The 23462-nt window shown below is 64.9% G+C and carries 19 protein-coding genes; all 19 read left to right on the top strand.

Annotated features, from left to right (window positions below):
• Positions 1-31: 31 nt before the first annotated feature.
• The 19 genes from QUV25_RS13200 (at position 32) to QUV25_RS13290 (ending at position 23435) form a co-directional block, all read left to right on the top strand.
• Positions 32-1264, top strand: a complete 1233-nt coding sequence (locus tag QUV25_RS13200; protein ID WP_300864609.1) for a branched-chain amino acid ABC transporter substrate-binding protein — start codon at positions 32-34, stop codon at positions 1262-1264.
• Positions 1265-1411: 147 nt separating this feature from the next.
• The gene (locus tag QUV25_RS13205) at positions 1412-2359 is read left to right on the top strand and encodes a branched-chain amino acid ABC transporter permease (protein WP_300864611.1); all 948 of its coding nucleotides are present in this window, start codon (positions 1412-1414) and stop codon (positions 2357-2359) included.
• A 4-nt stretch (positions 2360-2363) separates the two neighbouring features.
• The gene (locus tag QUV25_RS13210; protein ID WP_300864613.1) at positions 2364-3713 is read left to right on the top strand and encodes a branched-chain amino acid ABC transporter permease; all 1350 of its coding nucleotides are present in this window, start codon (positions 2364-2366) and stop codon (positions 3711-3713) included.
• A 35-nt stretch (positions 3714-3748) separates the two neighbouring features.
• A complete protein-coding gene (locus QUV25_RS13215) occupies positions 3749-4531 on the top strand; it encodes an ABC transporter ATP-binding protein (protein WP_300864828.1) in 783 nt (260 codons plus the stop codon).
• A gap of 10 nt (positions 4532-4541) precedes the next feature.
• The gene (locus QUV25_RS13220; protein ID WP_300864615.1) at positions 4542-5237 is read left to right on the top strand and encodes an ABC transporter ATP-binding protein; all 696 of its coding nucleotides are present in this window, start codon (positions 4542-4544) and stop codon (positions 5235-5237) included.
• A 302-nt stretch (positions 5238-5539) separates the two neighbouring features.
• The gene (locus QUV25_RS13225) at positions 5540-7654 is read left to right on the top strand and encodes a 3-hydroxyacyl-CoA dehydrogenase NAD-binding domain-containing protein (protein ID WP_300864617.1); all 2115 of its coding nucleotides are present in this window, start codon (positions 5540-5542) and stop codon (positions 7652-7654) included.
• A 145-nt stretch (positions 7655-7799) separates the two neighbouring features.
• The gene (locus tag QUV25_RS13230; protein WP_300864619.1) at positions 7800-8975 is read left to right on the top strand and encodes an acetyl-CoA C-acyltransferase; all 1176 of its coding nucleotides are present in this window, start codon (positions 7800-7802) and stop codon (positions 8973-8975) included.
• Between the two features lie 146 nt (positions 8976-9121).
• A complete protein-coding gene (locus QUV25_RS13235) occupies positions 9122-10945 on the top strand; it encodes an acyl-CoA dehydrogenase (RefSeq protein ID WP_300864621.1) in 1824 nt (607 codons plus the stop codon).
• Between the two features lie 28 nt (positions 10946-10973).
• Positions 10974-11768: an SDR family oxidoreductase gene (locus tag QUV25_RS13240; protein ID WP_300864623.1), complete on the top strand. Its 795-nt coding sequence runs from the start codon at positions 10974-10976 to the stop codon at positions 11766-11768.
• Positions 11769-11869: 101 nt separating this feature from the next.
• Positions 11870-12298 carry a PaaI family thioesterase gene (locus QUV25_RS13245; RefSeq protein ID WP_300864625.1) on the top strand — a complete coding sequence of 143 codons (429 nt, stop codon included), beginning with the start codon at positions 11870-11872 and terminating at the stop codon, positions 12296-12298.
• Between the two features lie 19 nt (positions 12299-12317).
• Positions 12318-13127, top strand: a complete 810-nt coding sequence (locus tag QUV25_RS13250) for an SDR family NAD(P)-dependent oxidoreductase (RefSeq protein ID WP_300864627.1) — start codon at positions 12318-12320, stop codon at positions 13125-13127.
• A 27-nt stretch (positions 13128-13154) separates the two neighbouring features.
• Positions 13155-14168, top strand: coding sequence for an NADP-dependent oxidoreductase (locus tag QUV25_RS13255; RefSeq protein ID WP_300864629.1), 1014 nt, complete (start codon positions 13155-13157; stop codon positions 14166-14168).
• 139 nt (positions 14169-14307) lie between these two features.
• The gene (locus tag QUV25_RS13260; RefSeq protein ID WP_300864631.1) at positions 14308-15960 is read left to right on the top strand and encodes an isovaleryl-CoA dehydrogenase; all 1653 of its coding nucleotides are present in this window, start codon (positions 14308-14310) and stop codon (positions 15958-15960) included.
• A gap of 19 nt (positions 15961-15979) precedes the next feature.
• Positions 15980-16915: a glutathione S-transferase family protein gene (locus tag QUV25_RS13265; protein ID WP_300864633.1), complete on the top strand. Its 936-nt coding sequence runs from the start codon at positions 15980-15982 to the stop codon at positions 16913-16915.
• A complete protein-coding gene (locus QUV25_RS13270) occupies positions 16912-17430 on the top strand; it encodes a GNAT family N-acetyltransferase (protein WP_366945671.1) in 519 nt (172 codons plus the stop codon). The genes QUV25_RS13265 and QUV25_RS13270 overlap by 4 nt, the downstream gene beginning before the upstream one ends.
• A gap of 128 nt (positions 17431-17558) precedes the next feature.
• Positions 17559-18464, top strand: coding sequence for an SDR family oxidoreductase (locus QUV25_RS13275; RefSeq protein WP_300864635.1), 906 nt, complete (start codon positions 17559-17561; stop codon positions 18462-18464).
• A 99-nt stretch (positions 18465-18563) separates the two neighbouring features.
• Positions 18564-20237, top strand: coding sequence for an AMP-binding protein (locus QUV25_RS13280; RefSeq protein ID WP_300864637.1), 1674 nt, complete (start codon positions 18564-18566; stop codon positions 20235-20237).
• Between the two features lie 354 nt (positions 20238-20591).
• A complete protein-coding gene (locus QUV25_RS13285; RefSeq protein WP_300864639.1) occupies positions 20592-20981 on the top strand; it encodes a hypothetical protein in 390 nt (129 codons plus the stop codon).
• Positions 20982-21080: 99 nt separating this feature from the next.
• Positions 21081-23435, top strand: a complete 2355-nt coding sequence (locus QUV25_RS13290) for a Tex family protein (protein WP_300864641.1) — start codon at positions 21081-21083, stop codon at positions 23433-23435.
• The last annotated feature ends 27 nt before the right edge of the window (positions 23436-23462 follow it).

A 23462-nucleotide genomic window follows, 5' to 3' on the forward strand; every position in this document is an offset into this window, starting at 1 on the left:
TTGTCAACTTCAACCCACCGGAGACAACCCCATGCATTTCGCCATCAAGAGCCTGACCGCCGCCTCACTGATCGCCTGCGCCTTTGCAGCCAATGCCCAGAGTGGCGAGACGGTGCGCATCGCCTTCATCGACCCGCTGTCCGGCCCGTTTGCCAACGTGGGTCAGAACCAGCTCAAGAGCTGGCAGTTCGCAGCGACCACGAAGAGCGGCAAGGCCAACCCTGCCAATGTGAAGTTCGAAGTGGTCGGTTTTGACAACAAAGGCTCGCCGCAAGAGAGCCTGAACGCGCTGCGCGCCGCCATTGACCAGGGTTTTCGCTACGTGACCCAGGGCAACGGCTCGGGTGCAGCAGCCGCCATTTCCGACGCGGTGAGCAAGCACAACGCGCGCAATCCCGGCAAAGAGGTGGTCTATCTCAACTACGCGGCTGTGGATCCGTCGCTGACCAACGAGAAGTGCGACTACTGGCACTTCCGCCTTGACGCCGACACCACCATGAAGATGGAGGCGCTGACCTCGTTCATGAAGGACCAGCCCAAGGTCAAGAACGTGTTCCTGCTCAACCAGAACTACTCGCACGGCCAGCAGGTGGCCCGGTACTTCAAGGAAGGCATTGCCCGCAAGCGGCCTGACGTGAAGATCGTCGGTGAAGACCTGCACCCGATCGGTCAGGTGAAGGATTTCGCGCCCTACGTGGCCAAGATCAAGCAATCCGGTGCCGACACCATCGTCACCGGCAACTGGGGCACCGACCTGACGCTGTTCGTCAAGGCCCTGAACGACGCCGGTCTGAAGATTCCGATGTACACCTATTACGCTGGCGTAACCGGTACGCCGACCGCGCTGGCGGCCGGTGGTGACAGCGAGGTGTACGTGATCGCCTATGGTCACTCCAACCACACGGGCGAAATCGGCAAGATGTCTGCGGACTTCAAGAAGCAGTTCAACGACGACTACTACACCTATGCCACCTACAACGGCGTCAACCTGCTGGGCGCAGCGATCGCCAAGGCCAAGTCGACCAACCCGGTGGCTGTGGCTGCCGCAATGAGCGGGCTGTCTGTGAAGAGCTTTGCGGGTGAGGTCACCATGCGCAAGACCGATCACCAGCTGCAGCAGTCGATGTTTGTGACCAAGTGGCAAAAGGTGTCCAAGGAGTTCCCGTACAGCGTGGAAAACACCGGCTACACCTTTGCCCCGATCAAGCAGATGGAGCCCTATGTGGCCAGCACGCCAACCAGCTGCAACATGAAGCGGCCCTGATTGAATCGGCCCGCCGTCGCCTGGCCACCTCTGGCTCGGCGGCAGGCTGGCCCTTACAGGGTCTTTCTCCGCTGACAGGCCCGTTCGGCCGCTGGCATGCCGGTGGCGAGCGGGCTTTTTTCTGACCGTTGTCTTTGCCAGGCTGCCATGGAACTTTTCACCATTTCAATGCTGAACGGCGTGAGCTACGGCTTGCTGCTGTTCATGCTCAGCTCCGGTCTCACCCTGATTTTCAGCATGATGGGCGTGCTGAACTTCGCCCACGCAAGTTTCTACATGCTGGGCGCCTACATCGCCTACACCACGACGTTGTTTGTCGGCTTCTGGCCGGCGCTGGTGGTGGCGCCCTTGCTGGTGGGCCTCCTTGGAGCGCTGTTCGAGAAGTACGCGCTGCGCCGGGTCCACGCTTTCGGCCATGTGCCCGAACTGCTCATCACCTTCGGCCTGAGCTACATCATCCTGGAGCTGGTGCAGCTGGTCTGGGGCACCAGCTCGGTCGACTACCGCGTACCCGATGAACTCTCGGGTCCGCTGTTCACCATCTACGGCACCCAGTTCCCGATGTACCGAGGTTTCATGATGGGTGTGTCCATCCTGATGCTGATTGCCATCTGGCAATTGCTCACGCGCACCCGCATCGGCCTGGTCATCCAGGCTGCGCTGACGCATCCTGAAACGGTGGAGACGCTGGGCCACAACGTCCCGCGCGTCTTCATGCTGGTGTTTGGCGGCGGCGCTGCGCTGGCCGGGCTGGCCGGAGTGATTGGTGGCAACGCCTTCGTGACCGAGCCCGGCATGGCCGCCACGGTGGGCTCCATCATTTTCGTGGTGGTGGTCGTCGGCGGCATGGGATCGCTTTCCGGGGCATTCCTCGCATCGATCCTGATCGGCGTCATCCAGACCTTTGCGGTGGCCATCGACTCGTCGCTCATGAGCCTGCTGGCGCGTGTCGGCGTGGAGATCACCAGCGAGACCTTTGGTTATGTGTTGTGGAAGCTCAAGGTGAGCCAGGTTGCTCCCATCCTGCCGTACCTGTTCCTGGTGCTGATCCTGATCTTCCGGCCCCGCGGGCTGCTCGGTACACGCGAAGGCTGACACCATGAACACCACCACACTGCCCAAGACGCCCAAGCACGCGGCAAACCGCCGCTACGTCGAGTTCAAGCCCATCAACATGGGGCGCTGGATCATCTGGAGCCTGTTTGCGCTGCTGCTGCTCGTGGCGCCCATGATCTGGACCAGCAGCCTGTCGCACACCATGCTGTCTCAGATGGGTATCGCCATCATCGTCTGCCTGAGCTACAACATGCTGCTCGGGCAGGGCGGCATGCTCAGCTTCGGTCACGCGGTGTATTCGGGCATGGGCTCGTTTCTCGCGATCCACACGCTCAACAGCATCTCCGACGGCAACCTCGGCCTGCCGGTGAGTCTGCTTCCCATCGTCGGTGGCCTGGCTGGCGCTGCGTTTGCCCTGCTGTTCGGCTGGGTCACGACCAAGAAAGCGGCCACGCCTTTTGCCATGATCACGCTGGGCATTGGCGAGCTGGTTTGGGCCATGTCCCTGATGTTCCCCGGTTTCTTCGGTGGAGAAGGGGGTATCTCGGGCGACCGAGTGGCCGGAGCGGAAGCTGGCGGCATCGCCAACATGCTGGGCTTCAACTTTGGCCCGCAGATCCAGCTCTATTACCTGATCGCTATCTACACCTTTGTCTGCACGGTGCTCATGTTTGCCTTCACCCGCACACCGCTGGGCCGCATGCTCAACGCGGTGCGAGACAACCCCGAGCGCGTGGAGTTCGTGGGCTACAACACGCAGATGGTGCGCTACATCGCGTTCGTGATCGCGGCGTTCTTCGCCGGGGTTTCGGGTGGTCTGGCGGCGCTGAACTTCGAGATCGTCACTTCCGAGGTGGTCAGCGGCTACCGCTCAGGCGCCTACCTGCTGTTCACCTTTCTGGGCGGCGCCACCTTCTTCTTTGGTCCCATCATCGGCGGCATCCTCATGGTGCTGGCGTTTGTGTTGCTGTCCGAGTTCACCAAGGCCTGGCTGCTGTACCTGGGCCTGATCTTTCTCTTCATGGTGATGTACGCGCCGGGCGGCGTGGCCAGCCTGATCATGATGAACGTGCGCGTGGCCGCGTTTGGCATGTTGCGCCGCATCTGGACCAGCTACCTCGCGCTGGGCCTGCTGGCGTTGGTGTTCTTTGCGGGCGCGGGCGCCATGATCGAGATGGTCTACCACCTGCAGCTCAATGCCGCCATGGGCGATGAGCTGAGTTTTTTTGGCGTCACCCTCAACGCGCGCAGCGTCAACAGCTGGTTTGGCTCCGGCTTCGTGGCGTTGACCGGGCTGGCTTTGTTTGAGCTGGCGCGCCGCCAGTTCAAGCGTGAGTGGAACGCGATACAGACCGAAATCGAAATCGAAATCAAGCGGCGGGAGGCCCTGTGAGCAGCACCAACCCGACCCACCCGCACGAGCAGAACATGAGCCATGTGGCCGCCGGCGGTTATGCGCTGGAGCTGCGCAACCTGCGCAAGAGCTTCGGCAAGACCGAGATCATCCGCGGGGTTGACCTTGCCGTTCGCCCTGGTGAGCGGGTGGCCATCATCGGCCCCAACGGCGCTGGCAAATCCACCCTGTTCAACCTCATTTCGGGGCGCTTCTCGCCCACCAGCGGTGACGTGCTGCTGGCCGGCCAGCGCATCAACGGCAAAAAGCCCTACGAAATCAACCGCATGGGGCTCTCGCGCAGCTTCCAGATCACCAACATCTTTCCCAAGCTGTCGGTGTTTGAAAACCTTCGCTGCGGCGTGCTCTGGAGCCTGGGCTACAAGTACACGCTGTTCCGCTTCCTGGCCGACCTGGACGACGCCAACGAACGCGCCGACGAGCTGATGCACATGATCCGGCTGGACAAGAAGCGCGATGTGCTGGCCATGAACCTCACCTACGCCGAGCAGCGCGCACTGGAGATCGGCATCACGATTGCGGGTGGCGCCGGCGTGATCCTGCTGGACGAGCCCACCGCCGGCATGAGCAAGAGCGAGACCTCTCGGTTCATCGAGCTGATCCGCGAGGTCACGGTGGGCAAGACCCTGCTGACGGTGGAGCACGACATGGGCGTGGTGTTCGGACTGGCCGACAAGATTGCGGTGGTGGTGTACGGCGAGGTGCTGGCCTTCGACACCCCCGACGCGGTGCGCGCCAACCCGCGTGTGCAGGAAGCCTACCTCGGCACCCCGGACGAACAGGCCGCAGGCCACTGAGGAAATTGCCATGCTGAAAATCGACAACCTGCATGCCTACTACGGCAAGAGCCACGTGTTGCACGGCGTGTCCCTGGAGGTCGGCAAGGGCGAGATAGTGGCCCTGCTGGGACGCAACGGCTCGGGTCGCTCCACCACCGCGAAGGCCATCATGGGTCTGGTGGACAGCACCGGGCGCATCGAGTGGCGCGGCCAGGAGATCCTGGGCAAGAAACCCTTTGAGATTGCCCACCTGGGCATCGGCCATGTGCCAGAGAACCGCGACATCTTCCCCAAACTGACGGTGCATCAGAACCTGCTGCTGGGCCAGAAGGGCAGCGGCAAAGGCTCGCGCTGGAGCTTTGACGATATGTACACCATGTTCCCGCGCCTCAAGGAACGGCAACACACCGAGGCGGGCGTGCTGTCGGGTGGTGAACAGCAGATGCTCACCTTGTGCCGCACCCTGATGGGTGCCCCCGACCTGATCATCATCGACGAGCCCACCGAAGGCCTGGCGCCCAAGATCGTCGAACAGGTGGGTCAGTACCTGCAAAAGCTCAAAGCCAGCGGCATTTCCGTGCTGTTGATCGAACAGAAACTCACCATTGCCATGAGCATCTCAGACCGCGCGTTGGTCATGGGCCACGGCAGCATTGTGTTTTCAGGCACGCCTGAGAGTCTGCGGTCGGATCCGCGCACGCGCAAGGAATGGCTGGAGGTTTGACTACCCCCCGCGCCGCGCTTGCAGCGCGTCACCCCCCTGAGAGGGGGACAACGCCTGTGGCCCGGCAGAGCCGGTTCCACGGCATTCCTGAGTTGAAGACATCTCGCGCCGGAGAGGCCATCGCCACAGGACAACCGCGTTGCTGGCTTCGTCTTCAACTCAGCAGGCGGCGCGGATGGAGCTTCGGACCTTTGACTCACGCGCGACAAGTGCCCCTTGTTGCGTCACACAAGCACTCTAGAATCGAACGATCGTTCTTTTTTCGGACTTTTCCCTTCACCGCTTCACACAGAGGAGATCCCATGACCGCTGAGTACCAGGTCCACGGCGATGTCGCCGTCATCACCATGAACAACCCGCCGGTCAATGGCCTGGGCATGTCCACCCGCCAGGGCATCACCGCGGGACTGGCCAAGGCCGAGGCCGATGCATCCGTCAAGGCGATCGTGATCACCGGCGCCGGCAAGGCCTTCTCGGGCGGCGCCGACATCCGCGAATTTGGCAAGCCAGAAGCTCTGGCCGAGCCCAACCTGCTGAGCGTCATCCTGGCGATCGAAAATACCACCAAGCCGGTGGTGGCTGCCATCCACAGCGTGTGCATGGGCGGCGGCCTGGAGCTCGCCCTGGGTTGCCATTACCGCATCACCGCTCCCGGCTGCAACGTGGCCTTGCCCGAAGTGAAGCTCGGCCTGATTCCCGGTGCTGGTGGCACGCAGCGCCTGCCGCGCGTGCTGGGCGTAGAGGCCGCCCTCAACATGATTGTTTCGGGCGAGCCGGTCAAGAGCGAACTGCTGGCCAGCGTGCCGGGCCAGAAGCTGTTCGACAAACTGGCCAAGGCGCCGGAGTCACTGGCCGAAGAAGCGCTGGCTTTCGCCAAGGAAGTCGCGGCCAAACACGCCGATGGTTCGGCGCTGCCGCTGGTGCGCAACCTGCCGTGCAAACACCCCAAGGGCGATGCCTACTTCGCCTTCGCGCGCAACATGGTCAAAGGCATGGCCAAGAATTTCCCGGCGCCAGCCAAATGCGTGGACGCCGTTGAAGCAGCGACCAAGCAGAAGTTCGACCAGGGCATGGTCACCGAGCGCGAGATTTTCATCAACCTGATGTGGACGCCCGAGTGCCGCGCCCTGCGCCATCTGTTTCTGGCCGAGCGTGCCGCGAGCAAGATCCCGGACGTGCCGGCCGACACGCCACAGCGCAACATCCAGTCGGTGGCGGTGATCGGCGCCGGCACCATGGGTGGTGGCATCGCCATGAACTTCCTGAACGCCGGTGTGCCGGTGAAGATTCTGGAGATGAAGCAAGAGGCCATCGACAAGGGGGTGGGCATCATCAAGAAGAACTACGAAGCCCAGGTCAAGAAGGGCAAGCTCAAGCAGGACAAGTACGAGCAGCGCATGGCCTTGCTGAGCACCACGCTGAGCTACGACGACTTGAAAGACGCCGATCTGGTGATCGAAGCGGTGTTTGAAGAGATCGGCGTCAAGGAAGCCGTGTTCAAGGAACTCGACCGGGTGATGAAGCCCGGCGCCATCCTGGCATCCAACACCTCGACCCTGGACGTCAACAAGATCGCGTCCTTCACCCAGCGCCCGCAAGACGTGGTGGGCCTGCACTTCTTCAGCCCGGCCAACGTGATGAAGCTGCTTGAAGTGGTGCGTGGCGAGAAGACCGCCAAAGACGTGATGGCCACTGTGATGACCGTGGCCAAGAAGATCCGCAAGACCGCGGTGGTGTCTGGCGTGTGCGACGGATTCATCGGCAACCGCATGATCGAGCAGTACGGCCGCCAGGGCGGCTTTCTGCTGGACGAAGGCTGCACGCCGCAGCAGGTCGACAAGGCGATGGAGAAGTTCGGCATGGCCATGGGTCCGTTCCGCATGGGCGACCTGGCTGGCAACGACATCGGCTGGGCGATCCGCAAGCGCCGCTATCAGGAAAAGCCGGACATGAAATACAGCAAGACCGCCGACCTGCTGTGCGAAAAGGGCCGGTTTGGTCAAAAGACCGGCGCCGGCTGGTACGACTACGTGCCGGGCAAGCGCGACGCGATCCCGAATGCCGAGGTCGAGCAAATGATTGCCGACCACCGCAAGGCCATCGGCATCACGCCGCGCAAGATCTCCGACGAAGAAATCGTGCAGCGCCTGGTGTTCTCGCTGGTGAACGAAGCCGCGCACATCCTGGAAGAGGGCATTGCCAACAAGGCCAGCGACATCGACGTGGTCTACATCTTTGGCTACGGCTTCCCGGTGCACCGCGGTGGTCCGCTGCGCTATGCCGATGAGGTCGGTCTGTTCAACGTGGTGCAGGCCATGAAGCGTTTCGCCAAGAACCCGCTGGACGACGCGAAGTTCTGGGAGCCCGCGCCCTTGCTCGCGCGCCTGGTCGCTGAAGCCAAAACTTTCAACTCATGAAGTGATGCCCCCCTGCGCCGCTTCGCGTCGTCCCCCCAAAGGGGGGACGCACCCTGGGCCCGGCAAAGCCGGTTCCTCGGGCGCCCTGGGGTGGATCTCTTCTCTCGTGCCATTGTTCAACTCGCAAGATCACTAGGACATCATCATGACCAACGCCGTCATCGTTTCCACCGCCCGCACGCCCCTGGCCAAGAGCTGGAAGGGCGCTTTCAACATGACCCATGGCGCCACGCTTGGCGGCCACGCGGTGCAGCACGCCGTGCAGCGCGCCGGCATCGACGCCGCTGAGGTGGAAGACGTCATCATGGGCTGCGCCAATCCCGAAGGCGCCACCGGCGCCAACATCGCGCGCCAGATCGCCCTGCGCGCCGGCCTGCCGATCACCGTCTCGGGCATGACGGTCAACCGCTTCTGCTCTTCTGGCCTGCAAACCATCGCCATGGCCGCGCAACGCATCATCGCTGGCGAAGGCAGTGTTTATGTGGCCGGTGGTGTGGAAAGCATTTCCTGCGTGCAGCAGGAAATGAACACCCACATGCTGGCCGACCCGGCGCTGATGAAGTCCAAGCCCGAGATCTACTGGAACATGCTGCAAACGGCGGAGAACGTGGCCAAGCGCTACAGCATCGGCCGCGATGCCATGGACGAGTACGGCGCCGCCAGCCAGCAGAAAGCCACGGCTGCGCTGGAAAAAGGCCTGTTCAAGGACGAGATCGCGCCCATCACCGTCACCGCCGGTATCGCCGACAAGACACTGGGCCTGATCACCAAAGAGGTGACGGTCGAGAACGACGAAGGCATCCGCGCCGGCACAACCTTCGAAGGTATCCACGGCCTGCGCTCGGCGCTGCCTGGTGGCCTGGTGTCTGCCGGCAACGCCAGCCAGTTCAGCGACGGCGCCGGTGCCTGCGTGCTGATGGACGAGACCCTGGCCGAAAAGCGTGGCCTGCAGCCGCTGGGCCGCTTCCTGGGTTTTGCCGTCGCCGGCTGTGAGCCCGACGAAATGGGCATCGGCCCGGTGTTCGCCATTCCCAAGGTGCTCTCGCGCCTGGGCCTGAAGGTGAGCGACATCGACCTGTGGGAACTCAACGAAGCCTTCGCGGTGCAGGTGCTCTACTGCCGCGACAAGCTGGGCATCCCGGCCGACCGCCTGAACGTCAACGGCGGCGCCATCGCCGTGGGCCATCCCTACGGCGTGAGCGGGCAGCGGCTGACCGGCCACGCGCTGATCGAAGGCAAGCGCCGTGGCGCCAAGCGGGTGTGCGTGACGATGTGCATCGGCGGCGGCATGGGGGCGGCGGGGGTGTTTGAAGTGTTGTGACGCCGCGCGCTGCGCGGGCGTACAACACTCCCCCGCGCCGCCTCGCGTCACCCCCCAGAGGGGGGCGATGCCAGTGGCCCGGCAGAGCCGGTTCCACGGCATCCTTGGGTGGTTGTTGCCATTGATGACGCTTGATTGGACTTTTGATGAGCCTGCGCCCCACGATCGATTTCCTGCTCAACGACTGGTTGGCGGTTGAAAGCCTCAACCAGCGCGAGCGCTTTGCTGACCACTCGCGCGAAACCTTCGACGCGGTGCTCGACACCTGCGAGCGCATCGCACGCGAAAAATACGCGCCATTCAACCGGCTGGTGGACACGCAGGAGCCGCACTTTGATGGCGAGAAGGTGATCCTGCCTCAGGCCACGCACGAAGCACACAAGGCCTATGCCGAGAGTGGCATGCTGAGCGCTGCGCAGGACGCCGACATAGGTGGCATGCAGCTGCCCTACACGGTTGAAGCTGCGGCCAACACCTTTTTCGCCATGGCGTCCGTGAGCATTGGCTCGGGGCTGCTCACGGTGGGCAACGCCAACTTGCTGATGAAGCACGGCACCGATCTGCAAAAGCAGGTGTTTGCACTCAACGAGTTCTCCGGCCGCTGGTCGGGCACCATGTGCCTGAGCGAGCCGCAGGCGGGCTCCAGTCTGAGCGACGTGGTCACTCGCGCCGTACCCGATGGCCCCGATTTCGCCAGCGATTCGCTGGGCCCGCGCTACCGCCTCAAGGGCAACAAGATGTGGATCTCTTCGGGCGAGCATGAGCTCACCGAAAACATCATTCACCTGGTGCTGGCCAAGATCCCGGATGAAAGCGGCAAGCTCGTTCCCGGCACACGCGGCATTTCGCTCTTCATCGTGCCCAAGCACATGGTCAATGTGCACGGTGAACTGACCGGCGAGCGCAACGACGTGGCGCTGGCGGGCTTGAACCACAAGTGCGGCTGGAGAGGCACCACCAACACCTTGCTCAATTTCGGCGAGGGCAAGTACCCGGTCGGCGGCGCGCCCGGCGCGGTGGGTTACCTGGTGGGTCAGCCCGGCAAAGGCCTGGCGTGCATGTTCCACATGATGAACGAGGCCCGCATCGGCGTCGGCCTGGCCGCCACCATGCTGGGCATGGCCGGCTACCACGCGTCCTTGGACTATGCCAAGGGCCGGCCCCAGGGGCGCCCCATGGGCCCGGCTGGCAAGGACCCGGCACAGCCACAGATCCGCATTATCGAACACGCAGATGTCAAGCGCATGCTGCTGGCCCAGAAGTCGTATTGCGAAGGCGCGCTGGCGCTGGAGCTCTTCTGCGCGCGGCTGGTTGACGAACAACACACGGGCGACGTCCAGGCGGCCGATGACGCGCGCCTGCTGCTCGAAGTGCTGACGCCGATCGCCAAGAGCTGGCCCAGCGAATGGTGCCTGGAAGCCAACAGCCTGGCGATCCAAGTGCACGGCGGCTACGGCTACACGCGCGATTTCCCGGTGGAGCAATACTGGCGCGACAACCGCCTGAACATGATCCACGAAGGCACCCACGGCATTCAGGCAATGGACCTGCTCGGCCGCAAGGTGCTGATGGAAGAGGGCAAAGGCCTGCAGCTGCTGGCCGCGCGCATGCAGGCGACCATGGCGCGCGCCAGCCAGGTGCCCGAGCTGGCCGCGCACGCCCAGGCGCTGGGCCAGGCGCTGGCGCAGATCAGCGCTGCGACGCGAGCCGCCTGGGCGACCGGCAACCCTTCAGACGCGCTGGCCAACGCCGTGCCCTACCTGCAGGCCTTTGGCCACACGGTGCTGGCCTGGATCTGGCTCGACGTGGTGCTCACCGCCCATGCCGCGGCCGATTCACCGGCGCGCACCGGTCGCCTCGCCGCCATGCGCTTCTTCTTCCACTACGAGCTGCCCAAGATCGGCGCCTGGCTGCAGGTGGTGAGCCAGCGCGATGCGACCTGCGCCGAGCTGTCTGAAGACGCTTTCTGAATTTCCCACAACACCCAGGAGACACACCATGACCACTCGCACCGTTCCCCAGCTGTTCGACCTCAAGGGCAAGACCGCCCTCATCACCGGCGGCTCGCGCGGCCTGGGCTTGCAGATGGCTCACGCGCTGGGCGAGCAGGGTGCTCGCGTGGTCATCAGCTCGCGCAAGGCCAGCGACCTCGAGGCCGCCACTGCCGAGTTGCAAGCTGCGGGCATCGATGCGCGCTGGATCGCAGCCGACTGCTCGAAGGAAGAAGACATCCTGCGACTGGCCGACGAGTCGCTGCAGCGCCTGGGTGACATCGACATCCTGGTGAACAACGCCGGCGCCGCCTGGGGCGCACCAGCCGAAGACCACCCGGTCGAGGCCTGGGACAAGGTGATGAACCTCAACGTGCGCAGCTACTTCATCCTGAGCCAGATCGTGGCCAAACGCAGCATGATCGCGCGCAAAAGCGGCCGCATCATCAACACCGCCAGCATCGCTGGCCTGGGTGGTAACCCGCCCGAGATGACGACGATTGCCTACAACACCTCCAAGGGCGCGGTGATCAACTTCACCCGCGCGCTGGCCGCCGAATGGGGCAAGTACGGCATCACCGTCAACGCCATCTGCCCGGGCTTTTTCCCCAGCAAGATGACCATGGGCACACTCAAAGCCATGGGAGAAGACAAGCTCGCCGCCCACGCGCCGCTGCGCCGCCTGGGAGACGACGAAGACCTCAAGGGCCTGACGGTGCTGTATGCATCGGACGCCGGCAAGCACATCACCGGTCAGTGGCTGGCGGTCGATGGTGGGGTATCGGTCGTGACCGGAGGCTGAGCACCCGATAGACCGTTCGGGCTGAGCCTGTCGAAGCCCTCATACGAACATGGCGTGAGTCCTTCGACAGGCTCAGGACGAACGGATACCCAGTTACTTGCATGGAATTTTCTGTCCGCATCCCTTTCGTCGAACTGCTCGGTTTTGAGCTGCTGCGCATGGAAGGCGGCGAGGCCGAGATTGCCTTCAAGCCTTCCGGCGAGCACCTGAATTCGTTCGACGTGGTGCATGGTGGCGCGAGCATGACACTGATGGACGTGGTCATGGCGCATGCGGCGCGCTCGATCGAGCCCACCATGGGCTGCGTCACCATCGAGATGAAGACCAGCTTCATGCGCGCGGCCAAGGGGCCGCTGCTCGCCAAGGGCAAGCTGCTGCACCGCAGCGCCACCATGGCCTTCACCGAGGCCAGCATCTTTGACGCGGCGGGCAAACTGTGTTGCCATGCCACCGGGACCTTCAAATTCGTGGCTCGCCTGCCGGTGAGCCCGGGCAGCAGCCAGCCGCTCAACCGCATCTCGACCGACTGACCACCTGATCGAACCCACCATGACCACGATCCATGCCACCGACCACCCCGTCGCCTTCGTCACTGGCGCCGCGCGCGGCATCGGCCTGGCGATCGCCCGCTGGTTCCTGGACCGCGGCCACCGCGTGGCGCTGATCGACATCGACGCCGAGACCCTCAGCCAGGCCGCGGCCCGCCTCCGGCATGAGCTGGGCGATCAGGCGTCCCGCGTGCTGGCGCTGCACACCGATGTGTCCGATCCGGCGCAGGTAAATGCGGCGGTAAAGAAAACGGTGGAGGCCTTTGGCCGCATCGACGCGCTGGTGAACAACGCCGGCGTGGCCACCTTCAAGCCCATTGCCGACACGAGTTTTGACGAGTGGCGCTGGGTGATGGCGACCAACCTCGATGGTCCGTTCCTGTGCACCCAGGCGGTGGCGCCCACCATGCTGGTGCAAGGCGGCGGGGCGGTGGTCAACATCGCCTCCATCTCCGGCCTGCGCGCCAGCACACTGCGCGTGGCCTACGGCACGTCCAAGGCGGCGCTGATCCACCTCACCAAACAGCAGGCAGTGGAATACGGCAACGCCGGCATCCGCGTCAACGCGATCGCACCTGGCCCAGTCGAGACCGCCATGGCGAAAAAGGTGCACACGCCCGCCATCCGCGCCGACTACCACGACACCATTCCCCTGGCCCGCTACGGCACCGAGGCCGAAATCGCGCAGGCGGTCGGCTTCCTCTGCAGCCCCGAGGCCGGCTACGTCAATGGCCAGGTGCTGGCGGTCGACGGCGGCTTTGACGCTGCCGGCGTTGGCCTGCCCACGTTGCGCCGCCCCATTCCATCCTGAAACCCTTCCCAACCTGGAGACACCCCCATGCCCGCCAACCAACAGATCCTGCTCGACAACCGCCCACAGGGCGAAGCCACGGTCGACAACTTCAAGCTCGTCACCACCGACACCCCCGCGCTCAGCGACGGCCAGGTGCTGGTCAAGCACCACTTCCTCAGCCTGGACCCCTACATGCGCGGGCGCATGAACGACAGCAAGAGCTACGCTGCCTCGCAGGGACTGGGCGAGGTCATGATTGGTGGCACCGTGGGCGAGGTGGTCGAATCGAAACACCCCAAGTTCGCCGTCGGCGACAAGGTGGTCGGCATGGGCGGCTGGCAGCAGTACAGCGTGGTCGATGCGAGCCAGCCCGGCGCACTCCGCAAAGTCGACACCACCCACGTGCCTCTCTCCCACTACCTGGGCGCCGTCGGCATGCCGGGCGTGACCGCCTGGTACGGCCTGGTCAAGATCATCAACCCCAAGGCCGGCGAGACGGTGGTCATCAGCGCCGCCACCGGCGCGGTGGGCAGCGCGTTTGGCGCCCTGGCCAAGGCGCGCGGCTGCCGCGCGGTGGGCATCGCCGGTGGCCCGGAGAAGTGCAAGTACGCAGTGGAGGAGCTGGGCTTTGACGCCTGCATCGACTACAAGCAGCACAAAGACATGTATTCCCTAGCCAAGGCGCTCAAGGAGCACTGCCCGAACGGCATCGACGGCTACTTCGAAAACGTGGGCGGCATGATCCTGGACGCGGTGCTGCTGCGCATGAACGCCTTTGGCCGCATCGCGGTGTGCGGCATGATCGCCGGCTACGACGGTGCACCGCTGCCGCTGACCAACCCGGCGCTGATCCTGGTCAACCGTCTGAAGATCGAAGGATTCATCGTTAGCGAGCACATGGAAGTCTGGCCCGAGGCGCTGACCGAACTCGGCACCCTGGTGGCCACCGGCAAGCTGCGTCCGCGCGAAACCATCGCCGAAGGCATCGCGTCGGCGCCCGAGGCTTTTCTCGGTTTGCTCAAGGGCAAGAACTTTGGCAAGCAATTGGTGCGGTTGTAACCCCACGCGCCGCAGCAATTGAGACCACCCCGCCGCGCTGCGTGCACCCTCTCAAGGGGCGCCACAGGCGGACCGGCGGAGCCGGCTCCGCGGTGGCCTGGGTCAGGTCACTTCCTTTTGTGAGCGGTTTGGAGTCGCCATGAACGCTACCCACGAAGTCTTCAACCAGCCGGAGCCGCTGGTCGACATCAATCTGTTCGACGGGAACCGGGCGATGCAGGACGCGCTTCGCTTCAATGCGCCGGCGCTGGTCACCTCCCACCTGAGCGCGCTGGGCCGGCAAGTTGGCAGCGCCGACATGCAGCAACACGCGCGCCTGGCCAATGTGCACACGCCGCAGCTCAAGAGCCACAGTCGCTTTGGCCACCGCATCGACCAGGTCGAATTCCACCCGAGCTACCACGCGCTCATGACGGCGGCCACGGCGGCGGGTCTGCACGGCACGCCGTTTTCCGACGCCGAGCAGGCTTCGGGCACCGCGCATGTGAGCAGAGCCGCCGGCTTCATGCTCTTCACCGAGCTGGAGCCGTCCATCCTCTGCCCGATCTCCATGACTTACGCGGTGGCGCCCGCGCTGCAGGACAACCCGGCCATCTACACCGACTGGGTGCCCCAGCTCACCAGCCGCGCCTACGACCCGACCCTGAAGCTCTGGAAAGACAAGCCCGGCGTGACCATGGGCATGGGCATGACGGAAAAGCAGGGCGGCTCCGACGTGCGCGCCAACACCACCCGGGCCATGCCCGATGGCAGCGATGGCTGGGGTCAGCGCTTCAAAGTCACCGGCCACAAGTGGTTCTTCTCGGCGCCGATGTGCGACGCTTTCCTGATCCTCGCGCAGACGCCCAGCGGCCTGAGTTGCGTGTTCCTGCCGCGCGTGCTGCCCGACGGCTCCATGAACCAGCTTTTCATCCAGAGGCTGAAAGACAAGCTGGGCAACAAAGCCAACGCCAGCAGCGAAGTGGAGTTCGTGGGTGCCACCGCCTGGCTGGTGGGCGAGGAGGGACGCGGCGTGCCGCAAATTCTGGCCATGGGCACGATGACGCGGCTGGACTGCGCGCTCGGCACCAGCGCGCTGATGCGCCACGCACTGTCCATCGCGCTCAACCACACGGCACAGCGCAGCGCCTTCGGCAAGAAGCTGATCGAGCAACCGCTGATGCAGAACGTGCTGGCCGATCTGGCGCTGGAGTCCGAGGCCGCCACCGCACTCGCCCTGCGGCTGGCGCGCAGCTTCGACCGTGCCGCCACCGACGAGCACGAGCGCGTGATGCAGCGCCTGCTCACGCCCGTGGCCAAATTCTGGATCTGCAAGCGCGGCAGCTATTTTGCGCAGGAAGCCATGGAGTGCCTGGGTGGCAACGGTTACGTGGAAGAGGGCGGTGAAGGCGTCATGGCGCGCATCTACCGCGAGATGCCGCTCAACAGCATCTGGGAGGGCGCGGGCAACATAATGGCGCTGGACCTGCTGCGCGCGCTGAGAAAAGCCGACGCCGCGTCAGCGCTGGCCCACGAACTCGCGCCAGCGCGTGGCATGCACCGGGCGCTGGACCACCTGGCCGACACGCTGCCGACGCGCGTCGAGCAGATGGCCACCGAAACCGAAGCGCGCCGCCTGGCGCAAGACGTCGCCCTGGCCGTGCAGGCCGCACTGCTGGCACAGAGCGCGCCCGGCGAGGTGTTTGCTGCCTTCTGCGAATCGCGCCTGGCCGGGCACTGGGGCCACAGCTTCGGCTCGCTGAGCGCCGGCACCGACTTCGGCGCCATCATCCACCGCGCCCAACCGCGCTGACCCCAACCCTGGAAGCACCATGGCCGACCTCATCCTGCACCACTACCCCACCTCGCCGTTCTCCGAGAAGGTGCGGCTCATCCTCGGCCACAAGCAGCTCGCCTGGCAGAGCGTGATCATCCCGCGCATCATGCCCAAGCCCGACGTGCTCCCGCTCACAGGCGGCTACCGCCGTACGCCGTTCCTGCAGATCGGTGCCGACATCTACTGCGACACCGCGCTGATCTGCGACGTGCTCGAGCACCGCCAGCCCGAGCCCACGCTCTACCCGCCCCACCAGAAGGGCGTGGCCCGGGTGCTGGCCCAGTGGGCCGACAGCACGCTGTTCTGGGCCGCCATGGGCTACAACCTCAGCCCCAAAGGCGCGGCCGCACTGTTTGCCGGCCAGCCGCCAGAGTCTGCGCAGGCCTTCGCCGCCGACCGCGGGGCCATGCGCAACAACATGACCAGCCTGCGCCCGGGCGACGCTACTGCCGCCTATCGCAGCTACCTGCGCCGCCTGGCCAACATGCTGGACGAGCAGCCGTTTCTGCTGGGCGCAGCGCCCTGCGTGGCCGACTTCGCGGCCTACCACCCGCTGTGGTTCAGCCGCGTAGTCAACCCGGCCATGGCCGGCATCCTCGACGCCACGCCCGGCGTGGTCGCCTGGATGGACCGCCTGGCTGCCCTGGGCCACGGGCACCTCAGCAAGTTCACATCCACCGAAGCCATTGCCGTGGCCGCAGCGGCACAGCCCGCGCCGCTGGACGATGACGTTTTCCAGGACGAGCACGGCATCGCTCTGGGCAGCCGCGTCACCATCGCAGCCGAAGCGTTTGGCACCGAACCCACCGAAGGCATTCTTCGCGCCGCCACCCGCACCCGCTACACCCTGGAGCGCAGCGACGACCGCGCGGGCCTGCTGCACGTGCACTTCCCACGCGTCGGTTTTGTGCTGAAGGAAGTTCGCGCTTGAGCCGTTTGAACGCGTCAGCTGCGGCCTTGGCCAGGCCCTTGTCGACACCCCCACCGGCGCTGCGCTGGCGCTGCCTGGCCTTTGCCGAACTCACAGCGACCGAGCTGTACCGGGCGCTGCAACTGCGCGCCGAGGTGTTCGTGGTCGAGCAGACCTGCGCCTTTCAGGACCTGGACGGCCGCGACATGCAGGCCCTGCACCTGATGGGTGAGCGCGAGAGCGAGGAGGGTGGAGCAGCGCTGCTGGCCTACGCGCGCCTGCTGCCGGCTGGCACCGCATTCGCCGAGGCCAGCGTCGGCCGGGTGGTCACGGCGCCCGCCACGCGCGGCAGCGGCCTGGGGCACGCGCTGATGCGTCAGGCCACTGCCGAGTTGCACCGCCGCTGGGGCGTTCAGCCCATTCGCATCGGTGCCCAGGCGCACCTGCAGGCCTACTACCGCCAGCACGGCTTCGAGCCGCAAGGTGCGCTGTACCTAGAAGACGGTATCGAGCACATCGAGATGGTCAGGTTATGAAGCCCCCTGCGCCGCTTTGCGTCTTCCCCCCGGGGGACCACACCAGCGGCCCGGCCAAGCCGGTTCCGCGGTGTGTGCTGAGCGGCTCCCCCACAAACCAACCGATCAATGACCAGGAGACAAATCCCATGATTTCAGATTTCAAGAACAAGACCGCCGTGCTCACCGGCGCCGGCTCAGGCTTTGGCCTGGAATGCGCCCGCATCGGCGCAGCGCACGGCATGAATCTGGTGCTGGTCGATGTGCAGCAAGACGCGCTCGATGCCGCAGAGGCCGAGATGAAAGCCGCTGGCGCGCGGGTGCTGGCGCGGCGGGTTGATGTGTCCGATGCGGCTCAGATGGAAGGCCTTGCCGCCGAGGTGCAGCAGACGTTCGGCGCGCCGCATTTCGTGTTCAACAACGCGGGCGTCGGCTCGGGTGGCCTGATCTGGGAAAACTCGATTCAGGACTGGGAATGGGTGCTGGGCGTCAACCTCTGGGGTGTGGTGCACGGCGTGCGCCTGTTCACGCCCATGATGCTCGCCGCCGCCAAGGCCGACCCGACCTGGCGCGGCCACATCGTCAACACCGCCAGCATGGCCGGCTTGCTGAATGCGCCCAACATGGGCATTTACAACGTCAGCAAACACGCCGTTGTGAGCCTGAGCGAGACGCTCTACCAAGACCTGAAACTGGTGACCGACCAGCTCAGCGCCAGCGTGCTCTGCCCGTATTTCGTGCCCACCGGTATCAGCCACAGCCAGCGCAACCGCCCAGCCGGCATGGCCGACGAGCAGCCCACCCAGAGCCAGCTGATCGGTCAGGCCATGGGCGAAAAAGCCGTGAAGTCGGGCAAGGTGAGCGCAGCCCAGGTGGCGCAGATGGTGTTTGACGCCATCACCGCCGACCGCTTCTACATCTACAGCCACCCCAGGGCCCTGGGCAACGCCCAGCAGCGCTTTGACGCCATCGTGGCCGGCACCAACCCGGCAGATCCGTTTGCCGAGCGACCCGACATCGGCATGGGTCTGCGCGCGGCGCTGCGCGGGACCTGACGGCAAGCCAGGGCGGCCAGCCCTGTCAAGGGTTTGCCGCGATGCGCCGCTGCGCGCCATGGCGTCCAATGAGCGCCACCATCAACACGGGAGGCTTCCATGGGCACGACTAAGCTGCTGCTTGACCACATTTACGAACACGAAACCGCGCAGGCCAGCCGGGTCTTCCTGACCCAGCCCACCGGCAACGGACAGGTGGTGGACTACACCTGGGCCCAGGTCATGGACCAGTCGCGGCGCATGGCCGCGCACCTGCAGGCGCAGGGCTTCGCCCCCGGCTCGCGCATCGCCATCCTGTCGAAGAACTGCGCCCACTTCGTCATGGCAGAGATCGCCATCTGGATGGCCGGCCACACCACAGTGGCCATCTTCCCCACTGAGACCGCCGACACGGTGAGCTACGTGCTCGGGCACAGCGAGGCCAGCTTGCTGTTTGTCGGCAAGCTCGACACCTGGCCCCACCAGGCGCCCGGCGTGCCTGCCAGCCTGCCGTGCATTGCCTTCCCGCTTGCGCCCGAGACGTCTTTCGACACCTGGAACAAGATCACCGCCCGCACCCAGCCGCTGCCCGGCCAGCCCGCCCGCAAGCCCGACGACCTTGCGCTGCTGATGTACACCTCAGGCTCCACCGGCACGCCCAAGGGCGTGATGCACGACTTTGCCCATGCCTCGGCGGCGGCAGCCGGCATTGCGGGCGAGCTGCGCGCCCAGGTTCAGGGTGATTTGCGGGTGCTGTCGTATCTGCCGCTGGCCCACATCTTCGAGCGCGCCTGGATCGAAAGTGCAGCGTTTATCGATGGGAAGGTGCACATCTTCTTCGCTGAATCGCTCGACACCTTTTTGGCCGACCTGCAGCGCGCGCGCCCCACCGCCTTCATCTCGGTGCCGCGGCTGTGGCTCAAGTTCCAGCAAGGCGTGTTCGCCAAGATGCCGCCCCAGAAGCTCAACCGGCTGCTCGGCATCCCCATCCTGGGCCGCATCGTGGCGCGCAAAGTGCTCACCGGCCTGGGCCTGAACCACGTGCAGATGGCCGGCAGCGGTTCAGCGCCGATTCCGCCCGACCTGATCTCCTGGTACAAGCGCCTCGGCCTGAACCTGCTCGAAGGCTACGGCATGACCGAAGACTTCGCCTACTCGTTCAGTTCCAAGACCGGCCACAGCGCGCCGGGCTTTGTGGGCGTGGCCAACCCGGGCGTGCAGGCGCGCATCAGCCCCGAAGGCGAGATCCAGATCAAGTCGCCGGGGAAACTGGTGGGCTACTACAAGCAGCCCGAGCTGAGCGCAGAGTGCTTCACCGAAGACGGTTTCTTCCGCACCGGCGACCTGGGCGAGATCCGCGCCGACGGCCTGCTCAAGATCACCGGCCGCGCCAAGGAGCAGTTCAAGACCGCCAAGGGCAAATACGTGGCGCCGGCGCCCATCGAAAACCGCATCAACGCCCACCCCATGGTTGAGCTGTCCATCGTCTCCGGCGTCGGCCAGCCCGCCGCCTACGCCATGGTGGTCTTGAGCGAAGCCCTGCGCCCGCGCCAGCACGAGCCCGCGCTGCGTCAGGAAGTGGAAAAGGAATTCGGCCAGCTGCTCGACCAGCTCAACGCCCAGGTCGCCGACTACGAGCGGCTGCAGATGATTGTGGTGGTGAGCGAGCCGTGGAGTATCGAAAACGGCTGCCTCACACCCACCATGAAGATCAAGCGCGCACGAATCGAAAAGATGGCCGAGCCGCAGATGGAGAACTGGTACCAGAACAAGCAGAAAGTGCTCTGGGCCTGATCGTCGGCGCCTTCGCCACGAAGCGGAAGTCGACCGGCGCCTGGCTCGCGTAGCGCTCGTACTGCGCCTCGGTCAGAGAGCGGTCAAACAACCGGTCGACACCCGCGCGGCGCAGAAGCGAATGCTGCGCGCATGCCGCTAGGCTGTTCTTTACCAGTTCCGCCTCGCTGGTCGGTCCCTCGCCCACGCGATGCCAGCCCAGCCTGTGGTGCTTCGGCTCGACGCTCCCAGGCGGATGCGTGAGTACAGAGTCAGGAGCCGGAAATCTCTACATCCGAGCATGACTGAATCGGGTACAGGGCCAACTCGTTCGATTGGCAGAATATGGGATGGCCAAATGAACTTCGAAGCAACATGAAATCCATCAGATCATTTGACGCATTGCTGCTCGCCATTTTTTTGGTGATCGGTTTGTGCTTCCTGCCAGCTCAATTCAATATAGGGTTGGTGGTCTATTTTGGGATGGCAGTTGCCAGTCTGCTGTTGTTCAGAAAGGTGATGGATGTCCAGACCCTGGAAGGGGCAGTCTCCTGGTTGCGCGCTCGTGCCCGGCTGGCCTTCTATCTGGGCTTTGTCTGGGTGATCAATCTGGTCTATGTCATTTACGCGTTCTGGGTTGTTGGTATGGGCTTGATTGAGGCCATCAGCCTCTATCTGTTTGCGAGTGTGGTGTTCTCAGCGCTTGTATTGCTGCAGCATCTGGTTTGGCAGCAAGTCCTCAAGCTGTTCGGGCGGGTCCGGTAGCAAGCCGGGGGAAGCGCCAAACCCTCTGAGGATGCCTCCCACCCCTGTGGCAAACTCGCCCGCTTCGTTGAAAACCGGGCCGCTCGCGCCCCAAGGGACATGCAGAAAATCATCGCGCAGATCGCGCAAGAGATACGGGTTGAACCGCGGCAGGTGCTGGCCGCGGTGGAGTTGCTGGACGGCGGGGCGACAGTGCCCTTCATCGCCCGCTACCGCAAGGAAGTCACGGGCGGTCTGGACGACGTCCAGCTGCGCGAGCTGGAGTACCGCCTGGGTTACCTGCGCGAGCTGGAAGACCGCCGGGCGACCGTGCTGAAGGCCATTGACGAGCAGGGCAAGCTGACCGACGCGCTGCGCGTGGCGATTGCCCAGGCGCCGACCAAACAGGAGCTGGAAGACATCTATCTGCCGTTCAAGCTCAAGCGTCGCACCAAGGGGCAGATCGCCCGCGAGTTTGGCATTGAGCCGCTGGCCGACAAGCTGTTTGCCGACCCGACGCTGGACCCGATGGCCGAAGCGGCGGCCTTTACCCAACCGCCCGAGGTGCTGGACGACGGCAAGCCGGGCGCAGACTTCTCGACGCCGCAGGCGGTGCTGGACGGTGTGCGCGACATCCTGAGCGAGCGCTGGGCCGAAGACCCGGCGCTGGTGCAGGGCCTGCGCGAATGGCTGTGGGCCGAGGGCCTGCTGCAGAGCAAGCTGGTAGCGGGCAAGGACCAGAACAACGCCGACGTGGCCAAGTTCCGCGACTATTTTGAATACGACGAGCCGATTGGCCGGGTGCCTTCGCACCGGGCGCTGGCGGTGTTCCGTGGCCGGGCGCTGGAGATTCTGGACGCCAAGCTGGTGCTGCCGGAGATGCCCGAACCGGGCAAACCGTCTTTGGCCGAAGGCAAGATTGCGCTGCACCTGGGCTGGAGCCACCAGGCGCGCACGGCGGACGACCTGATCCGCAAGTGCGTGGCCTGGACCTGGCGCGTGAAGCTGAGCCTGAGCACCGAGCGCGACCTGTTCACCCGCCTGCGCGAGAGCGCCGAGGCCGTGGCGATCAAGGTGTTTGCCGACAACCTGCGCGACCTGCTGCTGGCCGCACCCGCCGGCCAGAAGGCCGTGATGGGCCTGGACCCGGGCATCCGCACCGGGGTGAAGGTGGCCGTGGTCGACGCGACCGGCAAGCTGGTGGCCACCAATACGGTGTTCCCGCACGAACCGCGCCGCGACTGGGACGGCGCACTGCACACGCTGGCGCTGCTGTGCCGCCAGCACGGCGTGCAGCTGATCGCGATTGGCAACGGCACCGCCAGCCGCGAAACGGACAAGCTGGCCGGTGACCTGATCAAGATGCTGGCCAAGGCAGGCATCGAGGGCGTGCAGAAGGTGGTGGTGAGCGAGGCGGGCGCCTCGGTCTATTCCGCCAGCGAGTTCGCTTCTCAGGAAATGCCGGACGTGGACGTGAGCCTACGCGGCGCGGCGTCGATTGCCCGCCGCCTGCAGGACCCGCTGGCCGAGTTGGTGAAGATCGACCCCAAGAGCATCGGCGTGGGCCAGTACCAGCACGACGTGAACCAGAGCGAGCTGGCGCGCACGCTGGACACGGTGGTGGAAGACTGCGTGAACGGCGTGGGCGTGGACCTGAACACGGCCAGCGTGCCGCTGCTCACCCGCGTGTCGGGCCTGTCGGGCTCGGTGGCCAAGGCCGTGGTGCGCTGGCGCGAGGCCAACGGCGCCTTCAAAAGCCGCCAGCAACTTCTGGATGTGACCGGCCTGGGCGCCAAGACTTTCGAGCTGGCGGCCGGATTCCTGCGCATCCGCGATGGCGACAACCCGCTGGACATGACGGGCGTACACCCGGAAACCTACCCCGTCGTCGAGCAGATCATCTCCAAGACCGGGCAGCCGGTGGCGGGTCTGATGGGCCGGGCCGACATGCTCAAGACGCTCAAGCCCGAGTTGTTCGCCAACGAAAAATTCGGCGTCATCACGGTCAAGGACATCCTGGGTGAGCTGGAAAAGCCGGGCCGCGACCCGCGCCCTGACTTTGCGGTAGCGCGCTTCAATGAGGGCGTGGACGACATTGCCGACCTGCGCGAGGGCATGGTGCTGGAGGGCACGGTGAGCAACGTGGCCCAGTTCGGCGCCTTCGTTGACCTGGGCGTGCACCAGGACGGGCTGGTCCATGTGAGCCAGCTGGCCAACAAGTTTGTCAACGACGCGCGCGAGATCGTGAAGACCGGCGACATCGTCAAGGTCAAGGTGCTGGAGGTGGACGTGGCGCGCAAGCGCATCAGCCTGACCATGAAGCTGGACGCCGCGCCGGCCCGCAAGGACGGACCGCGCGACAACCGGTTTGAGCCCTCGCGCCAGCGCGATGGCCGTTCAAGCGGTGCTGCCGCGCCAGCGGCCTCGGCCATGGCCTCAGCCTTCGCGCGCCTGCAAGGGCAGGGCAAGCGCTGAGCCCGGTCTGCGCGGATGACACCGCCC

Source organism: Hydrogenophaga sp. (genome assembly GCF_030373245.1).
In the GTDB taxonomy this organism is placed as follows: Bacteria; Pseudomonadota; Gammaproteobacteria; order Burkholderiales; family Burkholderiaceae_C; genus Hydrogenophaga.